The 19,730-nt window shown below is 35.6% G+C and carries 17 protein-coding genes; 7 read left to right on the plus strand and 10 right to left on the minus strand.

Translation table 11 applies throughout. The annotated features are described in order from the left end of the window. Window positions 1-241 precede the first annotated feature (241 nt). Window positions 242-1,207 carry an arsenic resistance protein gene (locus tag Q0W04_RS06635; RefSeq protein WP_298501345.1) on the plus strand — a complete coding sequence of 322 codons (966 nt, stop codon included), beginning with the start codon at window positions 242-244 and terminating at the stop codon, window positions 1,205-1,207. Here the strand turns inward: Q0W04_RS06635 and Q0W04_RS06640 are convergent. From Q0W04_RS06640 to Q0W04_RS06650, 3 genes are all read right to left on the minus strand, one after another. Beyond that, window positions 1,204-2,268, minus strand: coding sequence for a glycosyltransferase family 2 protein (locus tag Q0W04_RS06640; RefSeq protein WP_298501346.1), 1,065 nt, complete (start codon window positions 2,266-2,268; stop codon window positions 1,204-1,206). The two genes, Q0W04_RS06635 and Q0W04_RS06640, sit on opposite strands and share 4 nt — an antisense overlap. A 39-nt stretch (window positions 2,269-2,307) precedes the next feature. Beyond that, entirely contained in the window at window positions 2,308-3,021 is a 714-nt protein-coding gene (locus tag Q0W04_RS06645; RefSeq protein ID WP_298501347.1) for a metal-dependent hydrolase, read from the minus strand. A gap of 697 nt (window positions 3,022-3,718) precedes the next feature. Beyond that, entirely contained in the window at window positions 3,719-4,459 is a 741-nt protein-coding gene (locus tag Q0W04_RS06650) for a succinylglutamate desuccinylase/aspartoacylase family protein (RefSeq protein WP_298501348.1), read from the minus strand. 57 nt (window positions 4,460-4,516) lie between these two features. On the opposite strand from Q0W04_RS06650, the gene Q0W04_RS06655 reads away from it, so the two are divergent. Together Q0W04_RS06655 and Q0W04_RS06660 are read left to right on the plus strand one after the other, a co-directional pair. Beyond that, window positions 4,517-6,439: an IGHMBP2 family helicase gene (locus tag Q0W04_RS06655; RefSeq protein ID WP_298501349.1), complete on the plus strand. Its 1,923-nt coding sequence runs from the start codon at window positions 4,517-4,519 to the stop codon at window positions 6,437-6,439. Window positions 6,440-6,687: 248 nt separating this feature from the next. Continuing rightward, a complete protein-coding gene (locus tag Q0W04_RS06660; protein ID WP_298501350.1) occupies window positions 6,688-7,866 on the plus strand; it encodes an argininosuccinate synthase in 1,179 nt (392 codons plus the stop codon). Between the two features lie 15 nt (window positions 7,867-7,881). On the opposite strand, the gene Q0W04_RS06665 is transcribed toward Q0W04_RS06660, so the two are convergent. Beyond that, window positions 7,882-9,525: a helicase C-terminal domain-containing protein gene (locus Q0W04_RS06665; RefSeq protein WP_298501351.1), complete on the minus strand. Its 1,644-nt coding sequence runs from the start codon at window positions 9,523-9,525 to the stop codon at window positions 7,882-7,884. Window positions 9,526-9,960: 435 nt separating this feature from the next. After that, window positions 9,961-10,278 (minus strand): hypothetical protein, encoded by a 318-nt coding sequence (locus Q0W04_RS06670; RefSeq protein ID WP_298501352.1) that lies wholly within the window; start codon window positions 10,276-10,278, stop codon window positions 9,961-9,963. Window positions 10,279-10,481: 203 nt separating this feature from the next. Here Q0W04_RS06670 and Q0W04_RS06675 point away from each other — a divergent pair, with 203 nt between their 5' ends. Further along, window positions 10,482-11,207, plus strand: a complete 726-nt coding sequence (locus tag Q0W04_RS06675; protein WP_298501353.1) for an NAD-dependent protein deacylase — start codon at window positions 10,482-10,484, stop codon at window positions 11,205-11,207. Here Q0W04_RS06675 and sfsA read toward each other — a convergent pair. After that, entirely contained in the window at window positions 11,157-11,900 is a 744-nt protein-coding gene (gene sfsA / locus Q0W04_RS06680; protein WP_298501354.1) for a DNA/RNA nuclease SfsA, read from the minus strand. The two genes, Q0W04_RS06675 and sfsA, sit on opposite strands and share 51 nt — an antisense overlap. Further along, window positions 11,887-13,428: an NAD(P)H-hydrate dehydratase gene (locus tag Q0W04_RS06685; RefSeq protein WP_298501355.1), complete on the minus strand. Its 1,542-nt coding sequence runs from the start codon at window positions 13,426-13,428 to the stop codon at window positions 11,887-11,889. The genes sfsA and Q0W04_RS06685 overlap by 14 nt, the downstream gene beginning before the upstream one ends. A gap of 70 nt (window positions 13,429-13,498) precedes the next feature. Between Q0W04_RS06685 and Q0W04_RS06690 the strand changes: the two genes are divergently transcribed. Then, a complete protein-coding gene (locus Q0W04_RS06690) occupies window positions 13,499-14,629 on the plus strand; it encodes an NAD-binding protein (protein ID WP_298501356.1) in 1,131 nt (376 codons plus the stop codon). Window positions 14,630-14,668: 39 nt separating this feature from the next. On the opposite strand, the gene fhcD is transcribed toward Q0W04_RS06690, so the two are convergent. Continuing rightward, window positions 14,669-15,553 (minus strand): formylmethanofuran--tetrahydromethanopterin N-formyltransferase, encoded by an 885-nt coding sequence (gene fhcD / locus Q0W04_RS06695; protein WP_298501357.1) that lies wholly within the window; start codon window positions 15,551-15,553, stop codon window positions 14,669-14,671. A 122-nt stretch (window positions 15,554-15,675) separates the two neighbouring features. Continuing rightward, a complete protein-coding gene (locus tag Q0W04_RS06700; RefSeq protein WP_298501358.1) occupies window positions 15,676-16,734 on the minus strand; it encodes a UPF0104 family protein in 1,059 nt (352 codons plus the stop codon). A 77-nt stretch (window positions 16,735-16,811) separates the two neighbouring features. Between Q0W04_RS06700 and Q0W04_RS06705 the strand changes: the two genes are divergently transcribed. Beyond that, window positions 16,812-18,245, plus strand: a complete 1,434-nt coding sequence (locus tag Q0W04_RS06705; RefSeq protein WP_298501359.1) for a TrkH family potassium uptake protein — start codon at window positions 16,812-16,814, stop codon at window positions 18,243-18,245. 58 nt (window positions 18,246-18,303) lie between these two features. Beyond that, on the plus strand, window positions 18,304-18,954 hold the full coding sequence (locus Q0W04_RS06710) for a TrkA family potassium uptake protein (protein ID WP_298501360.1): 651 nt from the start codon (window positions 18,304-18,306) through the stop codon (window positions 18,952-18,954). A gap of 3 nt (window positions 18,955-18,957) precedes the next feature. On the opposite strand, the gene Q0W04_RS06715 is transcribed toward Q0W04_RS06710, so the two are convergent. Next, a complete protein-coding gene (locus tag Q0W04_RS06715) occupies window positions 18,958-19,563 on the minus strand; it encodes an MBL fold metallo-hydrolase (protein ID WP_298501361.1) in 606 nt (201 codons plus the stop codon). Window positions 19,564-19,730 lie beyond the last annotated feature (167 nt).

Consider the following 19,730-nt stretch of genomic DNA (forward strand, 5'->3'; position numbering starts at 1 on the left):
TAATAATATTATTATTTATCATGATTATTTATTATAAATGTATGCTTTTATTAAAAAATCATATAAATTTGAAAATATTTAATAAAAATTTTATTAAAAAAACCAAATGAACAATTTATTGTAAAAAAATAAGAAACCGCAAACAATTAATATTCAAATTGAAAATTAAGGAAATAATATCAAAAAAATAAATATTATATATAATAATGAATAAATTTAGTCCTACCTAAAAGGTGAAAATGTGGAATTGATCGAAAAACTGGAACCGATGATAATCTTTTGTGCGGTGATTATAGGCATCATATTTTCAAATATTGAATTTTTCACACAAAACACAGCCTATTTGATAAATATATTTCTATGCCTAATGCTTTATGGACTATTTTTGGAAGTTCCACTAAATGAATTGAAAAACAGCTTTAAAAACGTGAAATTCAGCCTGACAAGCATTTTAATTAATTTTTTATGGACACCGTTATTTGGATATTTTCTGGGATCAATATTTTTTAAAGGCCAGATTGACCTTTTCATTGGATTTTTCATGCTTATATTGACTCCCTGTACCGACTGGTATCTTGTATTTACAAAGCTGGCAAATGGAGATTTGAACTTAAGCCTGTCAATCCTGCCAATCAATCTAGTTCTTCAGATTGTCCTGCTTCCAATTTATTTGATAATATTTTTCTCAAGCGGAAACATGATGGATTATGCCCAACTTGTCCGTTCATTATTATTTGTCATTATAATTCCCTTTATAGCCAGCCTGATAACAAAAATGATTTTTAAAAGTTCAAAAGAAAAAATCGCCTCTCTATTCGGATCACTTGAAATCTGGTTTTTGGCACTTGCGGTATTCTGCATATTCACCTCTCAGGGAAAGATACTGTTTGAGAATTTGAACTCCGTTGTGGCAATATTTATCCCCTTGATTATTTTCTTTGGAGTTAATGTGATAATTGACCTGTTATTGTCAGAAAAAATTAATTTCACATATCCGCAATATGCAAGCCTTACAATGACAACCCTGGCACGTAACTCACCGCTAGCTCTTGCAATAGCGATAAATTCGTTTCCGGGTCACGAACTGATTTCAATTGCCCTTGTTATCGGACCACTGATAGAGTTGCCCGTACTGTATATAGTTTCAAAATTCTGCCTGCAGGTTAAAAATTCCGGGCTGTTTTTTGTCTGTCAGAATATATTCTAACGACCGATGAATTTCCTTAAAGGTTTGGTAACTTTCCAGCTTCTTGATTCCAGCATCGAATTAACACGTCTTTTACAGTCATATAACTCCAAAGCCAGTTTGCATTCCTTTAAGTTGTCGGATTCCAGAATGATTTGAACCTTATCCAAATCCTTTTTATCGGGAACCATAGTTTTTGAAGAGTCCTGTAAAAAGCTTTCATTGATTTCGGCCAAATCGCCTTTAGCCCTTCTGTAGTATTCATCCGAATCCGTAAAACCCATGTAATAGACCAGTTTGGATGTTTTGAATGTATAAAACTCATCATGCAGCTCATCAAAAAAGCCATTATCAATCAAATATTTCTCGATGATGTCTGAAAGTTTAAAGAAGTTGATTGTGTTTGAAGATGAATGAACCAACGATTCATCATTTTCACGATAATAATAAAGATATTCCGGAACAAATGAAATCTTTTTGGCCTGAAGCATTGTCTTTACATGAAACGGTGCATCGGAATAAGATTTCATATCCGGAAATGTGAAATCACCACTGCTTTTGAGAAAATCCAGACTATACAACTTAAGCCAAGGAGCAAACAAATCATTGAGCACATGCTTTTTTGCATCCTTATATGTGAATGTGAATTTGTTGAAATTAACGTTGCCGAATTCCTTATCCAAATCAAAAGCAGGGAACTTATAGGTATCCTCACCATTTACAAAAAGAGTTTTCATAATGCAAAAGTCAGCACCGTTTGAAGTGATGTTTGCATATAGCTTTTTAAGGGCGTTGGAATCGAGATAGTCATCGGAGTCCATGAAATAGACATATTTTCCATTTGCCAAATCCAATGCCCTGTTTCTAGTTCGTGCAACACCCATATTTTCCTGTGAAATGACAATTATACGTTCATCAGCGGTTTTGTATTCGTTTAAGATTTCAAGAGAGCCATCGCTGGAGCCGTCATCAATGCATAAAAGTTCAAAATCCTTGAATGACTGATTCAGGATACTGTCAAGACACTCCTTTAGGTAGTCCTTTGAATTATAAACCGGAAGTACAACTGAAATTTCAACCATGATATTAATTATAATTTAACTCATTATTAAATGTCTATATTAATGAACGGAAGTTCCGAGATACTGCTCAAACAAATGAAACAGAAATGGAGAATGATATAATATGGCCAAAACAACTAAAACGAATATTGACATTATTCCAAAATTTCTATAAACCTTTTTTGAAGACAATGGGGCAAAAATCTTAATTCCAGCAGGAGTGAATGAATCGAGAACAACATGTGAAAACAGCCCTAAAAACAGACTTAAAACTATTACGATGTAATTAATCTGGCCAGTGTTAAAAACAAACAAGCTTATGAAAAATACAGGTAAAAATATCATCAAAACCTTTCTGTTTAAAAACAAAAAGCTTAAAAGAGCAATCAGTATTGCCATTATCAGATAATGGTTGTTAATGCTTGTGACATTTACAATTAACTGGAATCCCCAAATCAATATCAGACTAACTGCCGACGTTAATGTCAAAACGCCAAAAATGGAGTGGGTAAAACTTCTGTGTTCTGAAAAGTAAAAAGTTACACCTAAAAAAACGATTATCAAACCTATGTAATAAGGTAATTTAAGGATATAAAGTGAAATGAACACTATTAATCCTAAAATAATCAACTTATAGACATTGTCCTTTTTGAACTTGTGGTCAAAATCGGGAATATTTGCACCTATAAGAGTTAAAGCAATCAACAGAGGACTTGGAAAAAACATCACTGAAAGAATTAATGCAAATACACAATGCCCCTTATAAGAAGACATGAAATCACCTTGATGTTAAATATATTAATTATTAATAAAAGTGATTTGCCAAGAGCATTTGAAGAGTAATAAAGTCATTGTAAAAAAAAAAACTTCGGTTATTTTACATTTTTTCTAATTCCAAACATCAAAATGAAAATTGCCCCCAACAAGCAAAAATGTTTTCACAACAAAAAATTGTTTTAACATCGTAATTTTATTATTCTAAGTAAATATTGATATTATTAAATAAATTAAAGTCCATATAATAGTTATATTTATATTATACGTCCCGCATATTCTTATTTGTATTTAGAGTTTATACGAACTGTTTTTCTAAAAGAGATTTTAAATTATACATAAAAATTGTAATGGCACAGTAATGCGTTCATCACAAAGCGAAGTTGTAAAAAACACAAATGTTTATTGCATTCTTGAAAACCATTTAATCACTTTAAGTTCCAAGTATGGTTTAGGAGAAGTTCTTTTTTGAGAAAAAAATCCTAAAAACAATAATTCAACAGATTCATTTTACATTAGGGCTCCTAATGAATGGTCCAGTAAAAAAAGTATTTGAAGTTTGGGACTGTATTATCAATTAGCACATGCATTTCTTGAAGATAATAATCTTGAATCCGAAATGGGAATCTGCAGAATTGTTGTTTCAAAAAGATACTGAAGGCCGCAAAATTAGCATCCCAAAAAAGCAATAATGCTTTCAAACACCAAAATAATCCAGAAAACTCCTCATCTGGGCAAGAGACTTTTCAACACTGCCACTGGCAACATTTGAAAATGGAGATAAAACCTCACAGGTTACGGCAGGTACTCCATTAAGATTGCATACATCTTCAACCGCACCAGCATATGATGAGCCTGCAAAGTCAAATGACAATACAGCAGATCCAACATTACTGGAAATATAATTTGCCATCAAAAAGCTTTCAGGACAGGGAGACTTGGATGAAAATACAGATTCCATTCCGGGATTCGAATTGAAGGCAGTCGAGTGAAAATCACCAACAAAACTAATGCCCAAATCCAGAACAGCGTTTAAAATCCTGTTGGTCAGAGAATTTGCAATATGAGTCGAACGATTCAAATCCATTGAATTGAAGGTTCGTTCACTGAGCATTGATGATTTTGGAGCTGCAAATGGAATAAAATAGACAGTACTGGACAAATCCCTTCCAAGCAACTCGTTTAAAAGTCTTAAATGGGCAATTTGAGGAGGTATTTCATTTCCGTGAACTCCCGATAAAATTAATAATTTTGACCTCCCGCAGCCCATTTTAAATATTGGAGTTCCAAAAACAGCAGATTCCAGAATGAATCTGTTTAAATCAGTCAACTCTATTGAGCCAAACAGCTTTTTATTTTTGGAGATGTATCCTCCCGAATAATCGCAGATGTAACTCATCTCCAAACCATCGAACTGACTGACCGTTTCGAACTCCATATATTAATATAGATTAAAACTTTTATTTATAACTTCAATATAATAATAGGGATTACATTGAAAAAATATATCAAAAGATTAATCAAACTGGTCAATTATGAAAGGGATGCCGAAATCGAACTGATGCGATTTGAAATCGCACATATGTCCGGTCAGAAAAGGGAAGAATTGGGAAGGGCCATAAACAAAGTCAAGGGAAAATACATCGGCAAGGAACTGGGACTCAACATTGTTCAGTTCGGAAGATCAGAAAAGATAGACACTGAAATATCTGTCGGAGACATGGTGCTTGTCAGCACAGCCAATCCTTTAAGCAGCAATTTTACCGGAACCGTAACCGAAAAGGGAGCCAGATTCATAAAGGTTGCATTCGACAAAAGAATTCCGAGATGGGTTTTAAAAAAGAAAGTGAGACTTGATTTATATGCCAATGACATTACATTCAGAAGAATGGAAGACAACCTCAATCATCTCAACTTAAAAGGAAAAAATGCTCTGGAATACATTTTAAATAAAAGAAATCCGAAAAAGAACCGCCCAACTCCCTATATTGACTATATTGACCAGTCACTGAACAAATCCCAGAAAATAGCCATTGAAAATGCGCTTTCATGTGAAAACTTCCATCTGATTCACGGTCCATTTGGAACCGGAAAGACAAGAACCCTGGTTGAGCTGATATCACAGGAGACAAGACAAAAGCACAAGGTGCTTGCAACAGCAGAAAGCAATGCCGCTGTGGACAATATCCTGGAGAGATTAATGGAAAACAAAAAGCTGAAGTTGACCAGACTCGGCCATCCCCAGAGAGTATCAAAACACAACATCACACAGACTCTGGCATACAAGGTTGAAAACCACCGCCTCAACAAAAAAATCAAGAAACTTCAAAACAAGATTGACAATCTGATTGAAAAAAGAAGCACATACACAAAGCCGACACCACAGTACCGCAGAGGCTATGGAGATTATGACATCCTCTACAATGCATCCAAAGGAAAAGGAGGCAGAGGAATTTCACCGGATAAAATGAAATCAATGGCGCAGTGGATTGAATACAACCAGCTTATTGATGAGCTTCACGATGACATCAAAAGGGTTGAAAACAAGATGATTCGAGATATTATCGAAGAAAGCGACGTAATATTGGCTACAAACTCATCTTCAGCCCTGGAGTCAATTGCAAGAACCAAATTTGATGTTGCAATTATCGATGAGGCTTCACAGGCCACAATTCCAAGCGTCCTGATTCCAATCTCAAAGGCTCACAGATTCATACTTGCCGGAGACCACAAGCAGCTACCGCCGACAATAATCAGCGACAAGGCATGGGAACTTGAAAAGACACTGTTTGAAGAGCTGATTAAAATATATCCATTCAAATCACAGCTGCTGAATGTTCAATACCGTATGAATTCCCTGTTAATGAAGTTTCCAAATTCAGAGTTTTACGACAACAGTCTGAAAAGCGATTCAAGCGTTGATGATATAACAATCAATGACATCATCAGTTCCAATGAAAAAGAGGAAGCCATGCTTTTTATTGATACATCTGAAGTTGACAAAGAAGGTGAAAAGCATCTTAAAGATTCAAAATCAATCATCAATAAATTGGAATCAGACATTGCAGTCTCAATTGCCAATGACTACCTTAAGGCAGGATTAAGTGAAGATGAAATCGGAATCATAAGCCCCTATGCAGATCAGGTAAAGATAATCCAGGACAGGACTCCTGTTGAGGTGAAAACTGTTGACGGTTTTCAGGGAAGGGAAAAGGAAATAATCATCATATCCACAGTCAGAAGCAATGCCAACGGAAACATCGGATTTTTAAAGGATTTGCGAAGACTGAACGTTGCAATTACAAGAGCCAAAAGAAAACTAATTATAATCGGAAACAAGGATACCTTAAAGCACAACCCAACATATGAGCGGCTGATTGAATTTGTTGAAGATGAAAATTTGATGGTAAAAATTTAGGCATACCTAAACTTTTATATACTAGTAACTACAACATTATAATCAAGAGAACAAAGTCAAAACTTTCTTCTCTTTATAACTCTTAATTAGGGTTGCCTTAAAAAAAAGCCCATATAACTTTCAACCTCAATTATTAGCCCCAATTAAGAGTTTTTCTTCTGCCTAGTTTTTCAAAAATTATTAAATACTATTAAAAATATAAATATTTCTTGATAATTCATTCTTATCAAAATAATTATGGTGATTTTATGACTGATAAAGTACTTTTAGCATTCAGTGGTGGATTAGATACCTCTGTATGTGTCAAATTATTGGAAGAAGAATACAATGTAGAAGTTATTACTGCATGTGTTGATGTAGGACAAGGCGAAGAAGAAATGGAAAAAGCAAAAAATAGTGCAGCTAAAATTGGTGGATTAAAACACTACAATATAGATGCCAAAGAAGAGTTTGCAAACGAATACATCGCACGCGGAATCAAAGCAAATGCAGAATATGAAGGATACCCATTAAGTACCGCTTTTGCAAGACCATTAATTGCTCAAAAACTTATAGAAGTAGCTGAAAAAGAAGGAGCAACAGCAATTGCGCACGGTTGTACAGGAAAAGGAAACGACCAGTTCAGATTTGAAGCAATAATACTTGCAATGTCAGATTTGGATATCATAGCACCAATCAGAGAAATGAACTTGACAAGAACTGAAGAAAAAGCATATGCAGAATCCAAAGGAATCGAGTTAAGTTACGATAAAATTTACAGTATTGATGAAAACCTCTGGGGAAGAGCAATTGAAGGGGACGTGCTGGAAGACCCTGCAAACGAACCTCCGGAAGATATCTACGAATGGACATCCTCATGGGAAGATGCTAAAGATGAACCTGAAAAAGTATCTATCGAATTTGAAGAAGGTATACCTGTAGCCATTAATGGTGAAATGATGCCTTTAATCGACATCATTATAAAATCAAATGAAATTGCAGGATCACACGGTATTGGCAGAGTAGACACAATTGAAAACAGAATGATTGGTATTAAAAGTAGGGAAATATACGAAACCCCTGGTGCAAAATTATTAATTGCAGCACACCAGGCATTAGAAGAATTAGTTTTAACAACTGATGAATTGAGATTTGCCGAATATATGTCTACACTTTATTCCGATTTGGTCTACAGAGCTCTCTGGCAAGAACCGTTAAGAGAAGATCTTGACCAGGCTATTGATAAAATGCAAGAAAGAGTAAGTGGAGAAGTTGTAATGAAATTATTCAAAGGTTCTATCCAACCGATTGTTAGAAAATCTCCATTCAGCTTACACAGCATTGAACAGATTACATTTGAAGACAAAGAAACTGACCAAAGAGATGTTGAAGGTATGATTAAATACCACGGTCTTCAAGCCGCAAATTATCAAAAATTAAACAGATAGCTTTACGCTATCATTTTACTTCTTTTTTTGTACCGCTTCAATGAAATACTCATTGAAAAATCCTCGATTATAATCAAACAGCTGTTTGAAACTGGAATCGATAATATACATTACACACCAGTCATCCACATCACGGATTCCACGGCCGTAAGCCTGCATCAGCGCCATTACTGTCTGATAGAAAAACCATTTAGGGTCCAGATCACGGCGATATTTAACCTGTTCATTCAGTTGAGGATAAGGTATTTTAAATACTATCTGAAATCTGCACAAATCCCCCTTAAAGTCAACACCATCCTTTATTGAAGCACCTATCAGAATTTCCCGTTTTTTGGATTTGGAAAAATCTTTTAAAATCTGATTTCTGTTCTCTCCACCCACAAACGTTAATGGATAACCCTTTAAATTTTCAATCAGCCAAAATGCCTGCTCGTTACTTGACGTGTGAATGACACCTTTTTCATCAGAGTGCTTTTCCAATATCTCTTTAATCTTTTTTATTGCTCTTTTGTTTTTCCAGTTGGGAACTCCTCTTCTAAATCCGCTCATCCTGCCTACAAAATCAGGATAAATTGGTCGTTTAGTTACATCAAATGGACTTTTTTCGTAAATATAATAAGTTTCTTCGGGATTGATGTTGTTCCACTCACAGAATTTGTCCTTGCTTCCCAAAGTGCCTGTTAAAAATATGCAGATATCACCCATGGCAAGCAATTTTTGGGTGTCGTCCATGACTGAATACGGCTTGAATTCGGCATTGATATCCATATCGTTATTTAAAATGGATTTCCTGTCCGGCAAATCAATAATCAGCTCATTTTCAGATAATCCCAGGCTGATTGTTGTAAATGCTTTGATGTCCTGTTCCAGATTCTGCTTTTCAACATAATCATAATTGGAATATTTTGATGGGTCGCTTTCAAATTCATCCAAGCTGACCTGAACAGTCTTATTTGCATCCCCCTCAATTTTTTTAATCCTTTTTTTACATTCCTTTGTTAAATCCTTACATAACTGAATCCAATAGTCGGAATTTCCTTTAAGATTTTTCATTGATTTGGTGGCATGCATCAGCGGTTCAAAAATATCGATACCAAATTTGGTGGAAATATATTCACGGTTTAACTCGGCAGAGGAAAGCATCAACATCTTGCGTTCAAGATTATGAGCCTCATCCAAAATCAGCAACTGGCGAGGATCCAAAATCGGACTGGCGACTCCCGCATAATAGAGAAAGTCATAATTAGTAATTACATTTTCCGCATCTTTGGCATTTCTTAATGCAATCTGAAAATCACAATCCGAACATCTTCTTAAATTGTACTCCGCCTTGATGCAAAAGTCACAGTTTCCCTTGTAGTTGCATTTATAATTCCCACGGCCCTTAATCTCAACAAGCATGTCTCCAAAATCATCCAGATACTGCTCCTGAAGCTGCTTTGTCATTGTTAAAATATAAGAGTCCTCATACATATTTGCAAGAGTGGTGGCGATGGCGGATTTTCCAATACCAGTACCGGCTTCCAGAATGATGTTTTTATAACCCTCACCAATGGCCCAGTTGATTCTGTTGATAAGCTTGACCTGGCTTGTTCGGGGAGTGTATTTTGGAAGTGACCAGTAAACCATCCAATCAAGATTAGAATTAGTATTTTCCATAAATTTCCTCGCAAATGTTAATAACAACTTACTAATACTATATGAAAAATGATATTTAAAATTATATAAAAAATTAAAAAAAGGGATTGAAATCCCAAAATTACAACATTATGCCACAATATTTAAAAATGAAATCTGAACTAACGCCATCGGCTTTCATCTATATTTGGCAAAGATACCTCGACCTCTTTTAGGTCGAGGAGGAATTGCCGTTTTGTTTAGTTTGTAAACTAATATAAAGTTTACCCCCTATTCCTGGGTAAGTTTAGCCTTCGCCAATGTTATTTGAGAGTTTTATATGTGAGCAACACTGTTCTTACCATCTCAGAACTGTTTAATCGCCCACCTTAGAGCTACAGACTAGGCTTAAACATCTATAGGTAACTATAATATTTCTCAATAACGTAGACTTATTAATAATAAGTCTGAGGCTATTCAACTAGCGGATTGTGAAAATAACTCACAATCCACGACCTCTACAGGTCGGGGTAGTTGAAATTGGTAGTTTCTAAGTACTATTTTTCTATTAATTGGACCTGAGTGAAACTCATAGTCAATACAGTACCCATATGGTGTTAATACAGGCAAATCTAAAATTCCCCTTTTTAACCTTGCTGATAACACATCCTGATGGATGACATCAACAATTCCTGGTTTTTCACCAGCCACATGCATCAAGGCATTTGAAAATGCTCTTGAAGACAGCTTAAGAAGCGAGTCGAATTCCTGGTTTTTAGCTGGAATAATAACCACCTCTTCAATTTGTATCAATAGACATCACGATAATCTAGTGAACACATTATATTATGTTTTAATTTAATATAAAGTAGTAAGTTCTTTTTTATGACAATTAAAGACTTTAAAATCAATTTTACAATGTTTAAGCAATTTTAAATTGAAAAATAAATTTTGACTTTAAAAAAAAATAAATACATACCTTAAACATAAACAATAACATGTCTAAAATCAGCAAACTGCAGGAAATTATCGACTCATCAGACAATATTGTCTTTTTTGGAGGAGCAGGAGTTTCAACAGAAAGTGGAATTCCGGACTTTAGATCTGAAAGCGGAATTTTTAAGAGTCTGGAAAAATACGGTGACACACCGGAAAATCTGGTCTCACACACATATTATATGGACCATACCGAAGAATTCTTCGAATATTACAAAGACAATCTCGTTTTTAAGGATGCCGAACCCAATCCTGCCCACATTACACTAGCCAACTTAGAAAAAGCAGGAAAATTAAAAGCAATAATTACGCAAAATATTGACGGACTTCATCAAAAAGCAGGAAGCAGAGAAGTTCTCGAACTTCACGGATCAATTCACAGAAACTATTGCCAGATTTGCGGTAAGGAATATGATTTAAATCATATTTTAGAAAGCGAAGGAATACCAAGATGTGAATGTGGAGGAATCGTGAAGCCTGATGTTGTCTTATATGAAGAACCCTTAAACAATGCGATTTTAAGCTTTGCAATCGATTATATTCAAAATGCAGATACATTAATCATTGGAGGAACTTCATTGGTGGTCTATCCTGCCGCAGGACTTATCAATTACTTCAGCGGCAAAAATCTCGTTTTGATAAACAAAAGCGAAACACAATACGACAATCTTGCAACATTAGTTATCAATGACGCTATCGGAGAGACTTTGAGCCAAATCAAAGTCTAAAGATTCCGGAACCAGTTCAATTCCATCAAGCTGATTGTCACATCGGTAGACAAGGATTTCTACACCTGCCTCATAAGCTTCGTTTAAGGTTTTAGAGAAATTAGGGTCATTTTCCCAGTTTGGTCTGAAGAACTTTCCTGCAGGATGTTGAATCAGGAAAAATACAACACACCGATTTCCCTGTTTTTTAAGTTTTGTTAGCTCTTTCAGGTGTTTTGCACCACGTTGTGTTGGAGCATCGGGAAATCTTGCCTCACCGTCAACGATTAATGTAACTCCCTTGACCTCTACATAACATGAATCTTCAAGAAATCTCATCCCGCAACAATCATCTTCCAGGTTTGCCAAGTATATATCAATGCGGGAATTATCCACGGTTTTTTCTCTTTGATGATAATTATAGCCTGCAAGCTCCTTTATTTTACCATCAATGATTGCATCATACACAATGCTATTGGCTTGCTGTGAGTAAAGTGACACCAGCACTCCCTTGTTCTCAACAAAGTGAAGAGAATATTTTGTCTTTCTTTTGGGATTATCGGAAGGTTGAAGCCAGACAGCTGCATCTTCCACCAATAGCTCCCTGCATCGTCCGGTATTTGGCACATGAGCTATTTCCAGTTTTCCCTCAACTTCAACCTCAGCAATGAACCTGTTGGGGCGATTTTTAAAAATTCCTTTAACATAATCCATCTTTAATCACACTGCCGATGTATGATACCACATCAGTTGCTGAAAAACCGTTTCCCTTTTCATCAAATGCCCTATCGCCTGCAAGGCCGTTAATAAATACCCCCAAACATGCAGAATCAAATGAATTCAAACCTTGAGATAGCAAACTTGTTACAATTCCGGAAAGCGCATCACCGGTTCCGCCAACAGTCATTCCGGCATTGCCTGATTTATTTATTCTGAATTTAGTGCCGGATAAAATCAAATCATATTGGCCTTTGACAATAACGCTGCCTTTAATTTGACGGGTAATCTTTTGAAACTCAGTGATATTTTCATCAACTTTTGAGAAATCATAAGAATCAATGTCCAATTTTAAATCATTTCCAACATTGAAAAATGATTTAAACTCAAAAATATGCGGAGTCAACACAATATCCTCACGGTTTTTAATCAATGACAAATCAACCTGTTTAAGAGCATCGGCATCCAGAACAATTGGTTTTTTAACCTTTGTTGCTAAAACATTGAATAATTTTGATGTTTCTTCATCAATTCCGGCACCGGGACCCAGCAATAGCGCATCAACATTTTCAGACATTTCAATTATTTCACTAAGATGGTCAAGTGATAATTTGTCCCCCTCAAGAGATTTTACGATTAAATCAGGTGATGTTGACTTAATTGCCTGCGCCGCTTTTTCAGGAGAAGCCACATAAACCAAATCCGCACCTGTACCTATTGCAGCCATTCCCGCAATTGCCGGAGCTCCGCAATAATCCTTACTCCCGCCAACTACAAGCAATCTGCCGTTATTTCCTTTATGGGATGATGATTTTCTATTTTTAAGTCTTAAAAAGTCACCGAAACTGACAAAATATTCAGCCTCAATCGGAATTCCTATATCGGCAGTCACAAGACCTCCAACATTCTCTTCATCAGCATTGCGAACGCCTGTTTTGATTTTGTGAAAACTGATTGTATAATCCGGAACAACCGCCAGGTCACTGACCTCACCGGTTAAAGGATCCATTCCGGACGGTACGTCAACACTTATTTTGACTCCTTTTGATTCATTTATAATTTCAATAGCTCTTTTAATATTGGTCTGCAGTTTTCCATTAATTCCGGTTCCCAGAAGCCCGTCAACAATTATAAATTCAGAATCACCGCTTTTTGCAACTTCGCAACTGTTAATGTCATCCAGTGTCTTGAGAGAGATAATATTTAAGCGGGAAAGACGTGGTTTCATGTTTGTTAAAATTTCCAGATTAATTTTTGCATGCTCGGAGCGGATATTATCCTTCAGCATATAAATATCAACATCATATCCCCTGTTTAAAAGATAGCGTGTTGCAACAAAACCGTCACCACCGTTTCCTCCGGAACCTGTAAAAATTACAACCTTTACAGGTTTTGCAAAGGTATAAACTGCAATTTTACCTACCTCTTCAGCCAGGGACTTTCCGGCAGATTCCATCAAACATAGTCTTGACAAACCTAAATATTCACAATTATAATCAGTAACCATCATGTCTATAGGGTCCACAAAATCACCTTTAAATTAAAATATGAGTATTTAAAATAAATATAATTATCTTAATTGAAGGAAACATTTTATGAGAAAAATTACCATAAAACTTCTAAAGACATTGCCGGCAAAATATGTTACAACCGGAGTCATACTAGTAATAGTATTGTTTGCCTATGGAATAATAGGTTCTATTTTTATAATGAGGTTAAATCTAATTGACTCAATTTATTATTCAGTGATTACAATGGCAACGGTAGGATATGGAGATTATATTCCCACCACCGGAATTCAAAAGATATTTGCAACAACACTGGCATTGGGAGGAGTTGCACTGCTTGCCTATGTATTCAATATTATTCTAACTAATTTTCAGGAAAAAATGAACAAATATTCAAAGGGAGCTGTAAAAATGAAGGCTATAGAAAATATGGAGGACTATTACATTCTTTGCGGATACGGAAGGGTTGGAAAAGTGGTTTTCGAAGAGCTGACCAAAAGAAATCAAAATGTCATATTGTTTGAAAAAGATGAAGAAATAATTGAAACCATCGAAGAAAGCGATTCAGTAGTCACAATACACAAAGACGCTACAGAAGATAATCTGATTTCAAAACTGGCAGGAGAAAAATGCAGAAGCGTGATAATAAGCACAGGTGACGACGTAACCAATTTATTCATCGTTTTGACAATACGTGAATGCAATCCTGATGCCTGGATTGTATCAAGAGCAAGCAAAGAGGAAAATTATTCAAGACTCAGAAAGGCAGGGGCAGATAAAATCGTGTCCCCCGAACTGATTGGAGGAAAGGATTTATACTTTGAATCAACAAGACCGCACGTCCTGAAATTAACCGTAAGACATGGCGTGGACCAACTTTATGATGAATTTAAAATAATCAGCAAACATGGATGCAATCTTGAAAACATCCAATACCACTTACCTGGAATTGAAACACCCCTGACACGAAAAATCAATACTATGGAACTTAAAGACGGCAAGCAATTCAGAGATTACCTTGAAAAGAATACAGATCAAAAAGACGCCATCGAAAATTTATATAAAATTGTAAACAATACACATTCCCACATCATTTCAGGTCCCGACAGAGCCACATTCCACAAACTGATTAAAGAACTGGAAAAAAATGAAGAGATACTTGGAATAAACTTAACTAAAAAAGAAGTGGCTAAACTAACCCAAAAAAATATCGAGTAAAACTGTGAAAAAAAATAAAGTAAAAGAGAGTTAAACTCTCTAGAATAAGTCTTGTAAGTGGATTTGGTAAGGTCCTAAACTTCCGCCGTAGTTACCAGCACCAATTTCAAGAACACCAGGTACTTGACAAGCAGCTTCAATACCTGCTTTCATAGCAGCTTTAACGGATTCTTCATCTACACCGTCAATAACGATTTCCATGTTACCGAATACGTTTTCAGGTAATTCTGTGTCCACTTGATCTTTTAAGGTTACACATTCTTTTTCGTTGGTGGATGCGCTCATGAATGAGTATTTGGAACCGGTTTTTGAACCGGAAGCAACCATACCACCAGAGAATGGAGTAATTACACCAGGAACAGCGTGAATAGCATCAACAGCAGCTTCAGCAGCAACAATGGAAGCCATTTGACTGTCAGCCATGATGAAGAAGTTTCCACCAGCTACTCCGTCTTTCCATCCCATTTCATCTTCTACTAAGAAGTCACCAGACATAATAGGAATTACGTGCATTTTTTTACCGTTTACATCTTTTTCAGTTTCAAATCCGTCACCGAAGAATTTGAGTTGTTTTCCGGTTGGGAAGGATTCTTCACTTTCTAAAGCATTGAATGCTGCTGCAGTAGGAGCAGTTAAAACACATTGACCGATTCTGTCCATAATTTGTCCGCCTAAAGCTTTTTTAGACATGTGGCAAATCATGATTGCATAACCTGGTCTTCCATCTGGAGATTCAGTTGGAGGAACATATTGGTCAATACCTGCTTCTGCAGGACATCCGATAACTGAAGTAGCAAATCCAGTAGCTTCAGTAGCTGCAATTTTAGCTAAATGTTTGGTAGCAGCAGTAATAATTAATCTAGATACTTTAATTCCGAAACCTTCAGCAAAGGTATCTTGTATATTTACGCCATTAATTTCCATTTTTTCACCATAGAATTCATTAAAAATTAGATTAAAAAATAAATTAAACTAATTTTCTTGACATATAAAATTATATTTTATTATTAAAATAAAGTTTTCTATTTGTTGAAAATCAGGAAAAATTAATCTTCGGTTTGACCAATTTCTTCTTCAATTTCATCCGGAGAAGAAGATGAAATTTTATCCAAAACGGCAGACCCATAATAAGGCATGATGACCAGACCGATTATTGTAGTCATCCAAAATGAAATCAGCCTTTCAATAACTGTTGCAGCAGCACTTACGGAAGTGGAAATTCCCGCTGCAGAATAGAATATTATCATCAATCCGTCGACAGCTCCAAGTCCTCCCGGAAGAAGCGGAATCATACCTACAAGACAGGCCACGATGAATACCTCACCAATAATTATGATATTTACATTTGCCCCAAATGCCAGAAACACCAGATAAACCCTAATTATCTCGAAAATCCAGATTACAAATGATAATGTTACTGTATAAACCAGACCTTTCTTGTTTGAAATCAGCATCTTCATGGTTTGCTGGAAACCGAAAATCGCTTCATGAATCTGATTTTCCAAAGCTTCGGAATTTTTCTTATAAAATCTTCTGACAAGACCGATTATCCATCCCTCGACCCTGTTTCCAAAGCCAGGATTGATGCACATATAAATAATGATGCACAATATAGCAACAATGGCTATTACGGCTAAAACCATTACAACAATCAGCCATAAATCAAAACTGAAAAATAAAACCATCGATGCGATTGTAATGGCTGCCAGAATCACAAAAGGAAAAGTGTCCAGTGCCCTGTCTGCGACGACAGTTGCCAGGGTGTCTTCAAAATGATAATTTTCATTTGATTGAGACAGGAGATATGCCCTGACCGGCTCTCCACCGCCACGACCTGATGGAGTGATATTATTAACTGCAAGACTGACAAGAACCATCGGAAGCAATTTCTTTATGCTTACATCCATATCTGCAATTTTGTTAAGAATTTGCCATCGCAAAGTGTATAAAAAATAAGTGAATATTTGTGTGGCTATAGCTAAAGCTATAATTAACGGATTAGCCATCTTTAAGGCGTTCAATACCTGATCGATTCCTATAAACCACAACATTACAAGCAAAATAAGGATACTTACTCCCAACAACAATACTGTTTTACGGTCCATAATATCAACCTTAATTTTTTATATAATATTTCTTATTACTTAAAAATTTATATAGATATTTGTTCAAATTATTACTGATGAGGTATATTAACAAAACTGACTTATTTATTGTAGTTAAAAATTCCGGTAGGATTATGATTGGAATAGGCATATTATGTTTGATTCCAATAATTGTAGACTTAATATATCTCGAATTTAATTTTATGGGATTTATAATTCCCAGCCTTATTTCAATAGTTCTCGGATTTGCTTGCATTAAATCATTCGACAAATATTCTTCAAAAAAAATGCGGCTAAAACATGGGATGATTATATCAGCATTGGCATGGCTATGGGCAAGTATCATTGGTGGCCTTGTCATGGTAATGGCAGGTGATTTAAGCATTGTAACTGGTATTTTTGAAAGTATGTCCGCCTTGACCGGAAGCGGAATTACCATGTGTTCAAATGTTGAAATCCTACCCCACAGCATTTTATTTTTCAGAGCTCTTGAACAATGGGTTGGAGGATTGGGAATTATTGTTATGATTGTTGCAATCCTAACAAGACCTGGAACATCCTCATCCAGATTATATCAATCAGAAGCACGAGAAGAGAAACTAAAACCGAGTATAAAAGCAACCCTCAAACATACCATTAGAATTTATTTGATTTATACAACTGCAGGAATTATTTTATATCTTATTGCAGGAATGCCCATTTTTGATTCAATCTGCAACACATTCACTACAATCTCCACAGGCGGAATGAGCATTAAAAATGCAAATATCGGATACTATCAAAATGATTTAATATATTTTATTTCAATGATTTTGATGATACTTGGGGCAACAAGCTTTTTAGTGCATTACAGAGTTATTAAGACCAGAGGAAAATCATTAATTGAAGATTTACAATTTAAAGTGATGATAACTGTAATAGCAATTGTTACATTACTACTCTACTTCCTATCAAATATAGTCCCAATAGAATTGTTATTTACTGTAGTATCCGCCGCAACAACAACTGGAGCAAGTATTCATGGCGCTGAAGTGATGGCTGGCTGGCCATCATTCGTGCTTATATGCATAATGGGTTTGATGTTAGTTGGAGGTTCAAGTGGGTCTACAGTTGGTGCAATAAAACTCTCAAGAATCATCATATTCTTTAAGGGAATATACAAGCACATTCGTGAAATACTATCTCCTGAAGGAAGGGTGCTAACCATAAAAGTATCAAATACTAGGATTACAGAAAAAGCAGTGGGCGATGTTGGAAACTATATCACATTATATATGATTTGTATTTTAATTACATGGGCTCTATTTTGTCTATATGGTCATGACCCATTTAAAAGCTTATTTGATACAATTTCCATTCAAGGAAATGTTGGTTTGTCATTAGGGGAGATTAATTTTGGTCTAGAAGACCCTCTAAAAATTATTAGCATTTTTAATATGTGGACTGGAAGACTAGAAATCTACCCAGTTTTAATCACACTAAGAGCGTTTTTTGAAGTTTTTAAAAGATAACTTTATAATGTTAAAAAATAAATATTGATTAGTTATAATTATATCGAGGGGATTTTTTATGTATATTATAATCATGGGTGGAGGTCGTGTCGGACTTGCACTTGCAAATTTATTAATAGATAACGGCGAAGACATAACATTAATTGAAAGTAATGAAGCATTATGTGCAGAAATTTCAGGAGAACTTGATGCACTAGTTATTTGTGGAAACGGCACTAATTCAAAATTGCTTGAAGAAACAAACATAGAAGATGCTGATTTCTTCATTGCAACAACTGGAAACGATGAAGCAAACTTATTGTCATGCATATTAGTTAGAAAATATGATGTTCCCCATATTATTGCCCGTGTAAGTAATCCGGACCATGAAGAGGCATTTAAGGAAGTTGGAATTGATCATGTAATAAGTCCCGAAATTGCCGCTGCGGCACAACTACAAAAATTAGTTACCAGACCTAACGCCGCTGAATTAATGACCCTTGGTGAAGGAGATGCAGAAATCCTGGATATGGCCATAACAAATGACAAAATTGTCGGAAAACGCTTCAAGGACATATCTCCAACAAAAGACTATATCATTATCTCAACCTATCAAAACGGAAAACTGGTTATACCTCAACCTGACAATATAATCGGTCGTGGCGAAAAGGTAACCGTGCTTGTCAAGAGAGGATCATTTAAGAAAGTATCAAAAAAATTAGGAAAATAAAAATTATAAATAGGAATAAGACAGCCTTATATGGTCTTTTCCATTATTTTCCACTATCGGACCGTGACCTGGATAGATGTTTTTGACATCCAGTTCCATCAATTTTTTTACGCTGTTTTTCATATCCCCATAGTCACCGCCAATGTCCATCCTGCCGACGCCGCCACCAGCAAAGATGGTGTCTCCGGAAATCAGATTTTCACCATCCCACAGACAGATTCCACCTTTGGTATGGCCGGGAGTGTGAATAACCACAAAATCGGCAATTTTATCTCCGTCTTTAAGTTCAATATCGACTCTTGAGTTGTCAGCATCCTCAAAAGCAGACATTGATGTTCCCAGACTATCCTTATTTTTCATTGAAATCGCATCACATTCATGAACGGCTATTTTGGCATTCGAAAAAAAGTGGTTTCCGCCAATATGGTCAAAATGACAATGTGTATTGACTACCGTTTCAATCTCATCAGGTTCAACACCATTTTCACGGAGTTTTGAAAACAGATAATCCCTATTGTGGCCGGCACCTGTATCAACCAGAATATTGCCATCAATCAAATAACAGTTTGAATCATAATTGAATCCTATAATAAAAACAATGTCAGACATGAAAGATACTATAATCAAAAAAGTAATTAAAAGTTTTGAAAATCATTTACTTCATGACCAAATGTTAATAAGAAGATTCAATTTGAACCTCTCCGACCTGTAGGGGTCGGAAATTCTCGGGCTGTAAGTCTCTCTGTGAGTCTTAGGATTACCGAGCTATCCCTCTG

Source organism: uncultured Methanobrevibacter sp., from assembly GCF_947170395.1.
In the GTDB taxonomy this organism is placed as follows: Archaea; Methanobacteriota; Methanobacteria; order Methanobacteriales; family Methanobacteriaceae; genus Methanocatella.

Bases quoted from the DNA above. Each gene is read 5' to 3' on its own strand.
- Q0W04_RS06640 (WP_298501346.1), bottom strand. From the start codon at position 2,268: ATGGTTGAAATTTCAGTTGTACTTCCGGTTTATAATTCAAAGGACTAC.
- Q0W04_RS06645 (WP_298501347.1), bottom strand. From the start codon at position 3,021: ATGTCTTCTTATAAGGGGCATTGTGTATTTGCATTAATTCTTTCAGTG.
- Q0W04_RS06650 (WP_298501348.1), bottom strand. From the start codon at position 4,459: ATGGAGTTCGAAACGGTCAGTCAGTTCGATGGTTTGGAGATGAGTTAC.
- Q0W04_RS06660 (WP_298501350.1), top strand. From the start codon at position 6,688: ATGACTGATAAAGTACTTTTAGCATTCAGTGGTGGATTAGATACCTCT.
- Q0W04_RS06665 (WP_298501351.1), bottom strand. From the start codon at position 9,525: ATGGAAAATACTAATTCTAATCTTGATTGGATGGTTTACTGGTCACTT.
- Q0W04_RS06675 (WP_298501353.1), top strand. From the start codon at position 10,482: ATGTCTAAAATCAGCAAACTGCAGGAAATTATCGACTCATCAGACAAT.
- sfsA (WP_298501354.1), bottom strand. From the start codon at position 11,900: ATGGATTATGTTAAAGGAATTTTTAAAAATCGCCCCAACAGGTTCATT.
- Q0W04_RS06690 (WP_298501356.1), top strand. From the start codon at position 13,499: ATGAGAAAAATTACCATAAAACTTCTAAAGACATTGCCGGCAAAATAT.
- fhcD (WP_298501357.1), bottom strand. From the start codon at position 15,553: ATGGAAATTAATGGCGTAAATATACAAGATACCTTTGCTGAAGGTTTC.
- Q0W04_RS06700 (WP_298501358.1), bottom strand. From the start codon at position 16,734: ATGGACCGTAAAACAGTATTGTTGTTGGGAGTAAGTATCCTTATTTTG.
- Q0W04_RS06705 (WP_298501359.1), top strand. From the start codon at position 16,812: ATGAGGTATATTAACAAAACTGACTTATTTATTGTAGTTAAAAATTCC.
- Q0W04_RS06710 (WP_298501360.1), top strand. From the start codon at position 18,304: ATGTATATTATAATCATGGGTGGAGGTCGTGTCGGACTTGCACTTGCA.
- Q0W04_RS06715 (WP_298501361.1), bottom strand. From the start codon at position 19,563: ATGTCTGACATTGTTTTTATTATAGGATTCAATTATGATTCAAACTGT.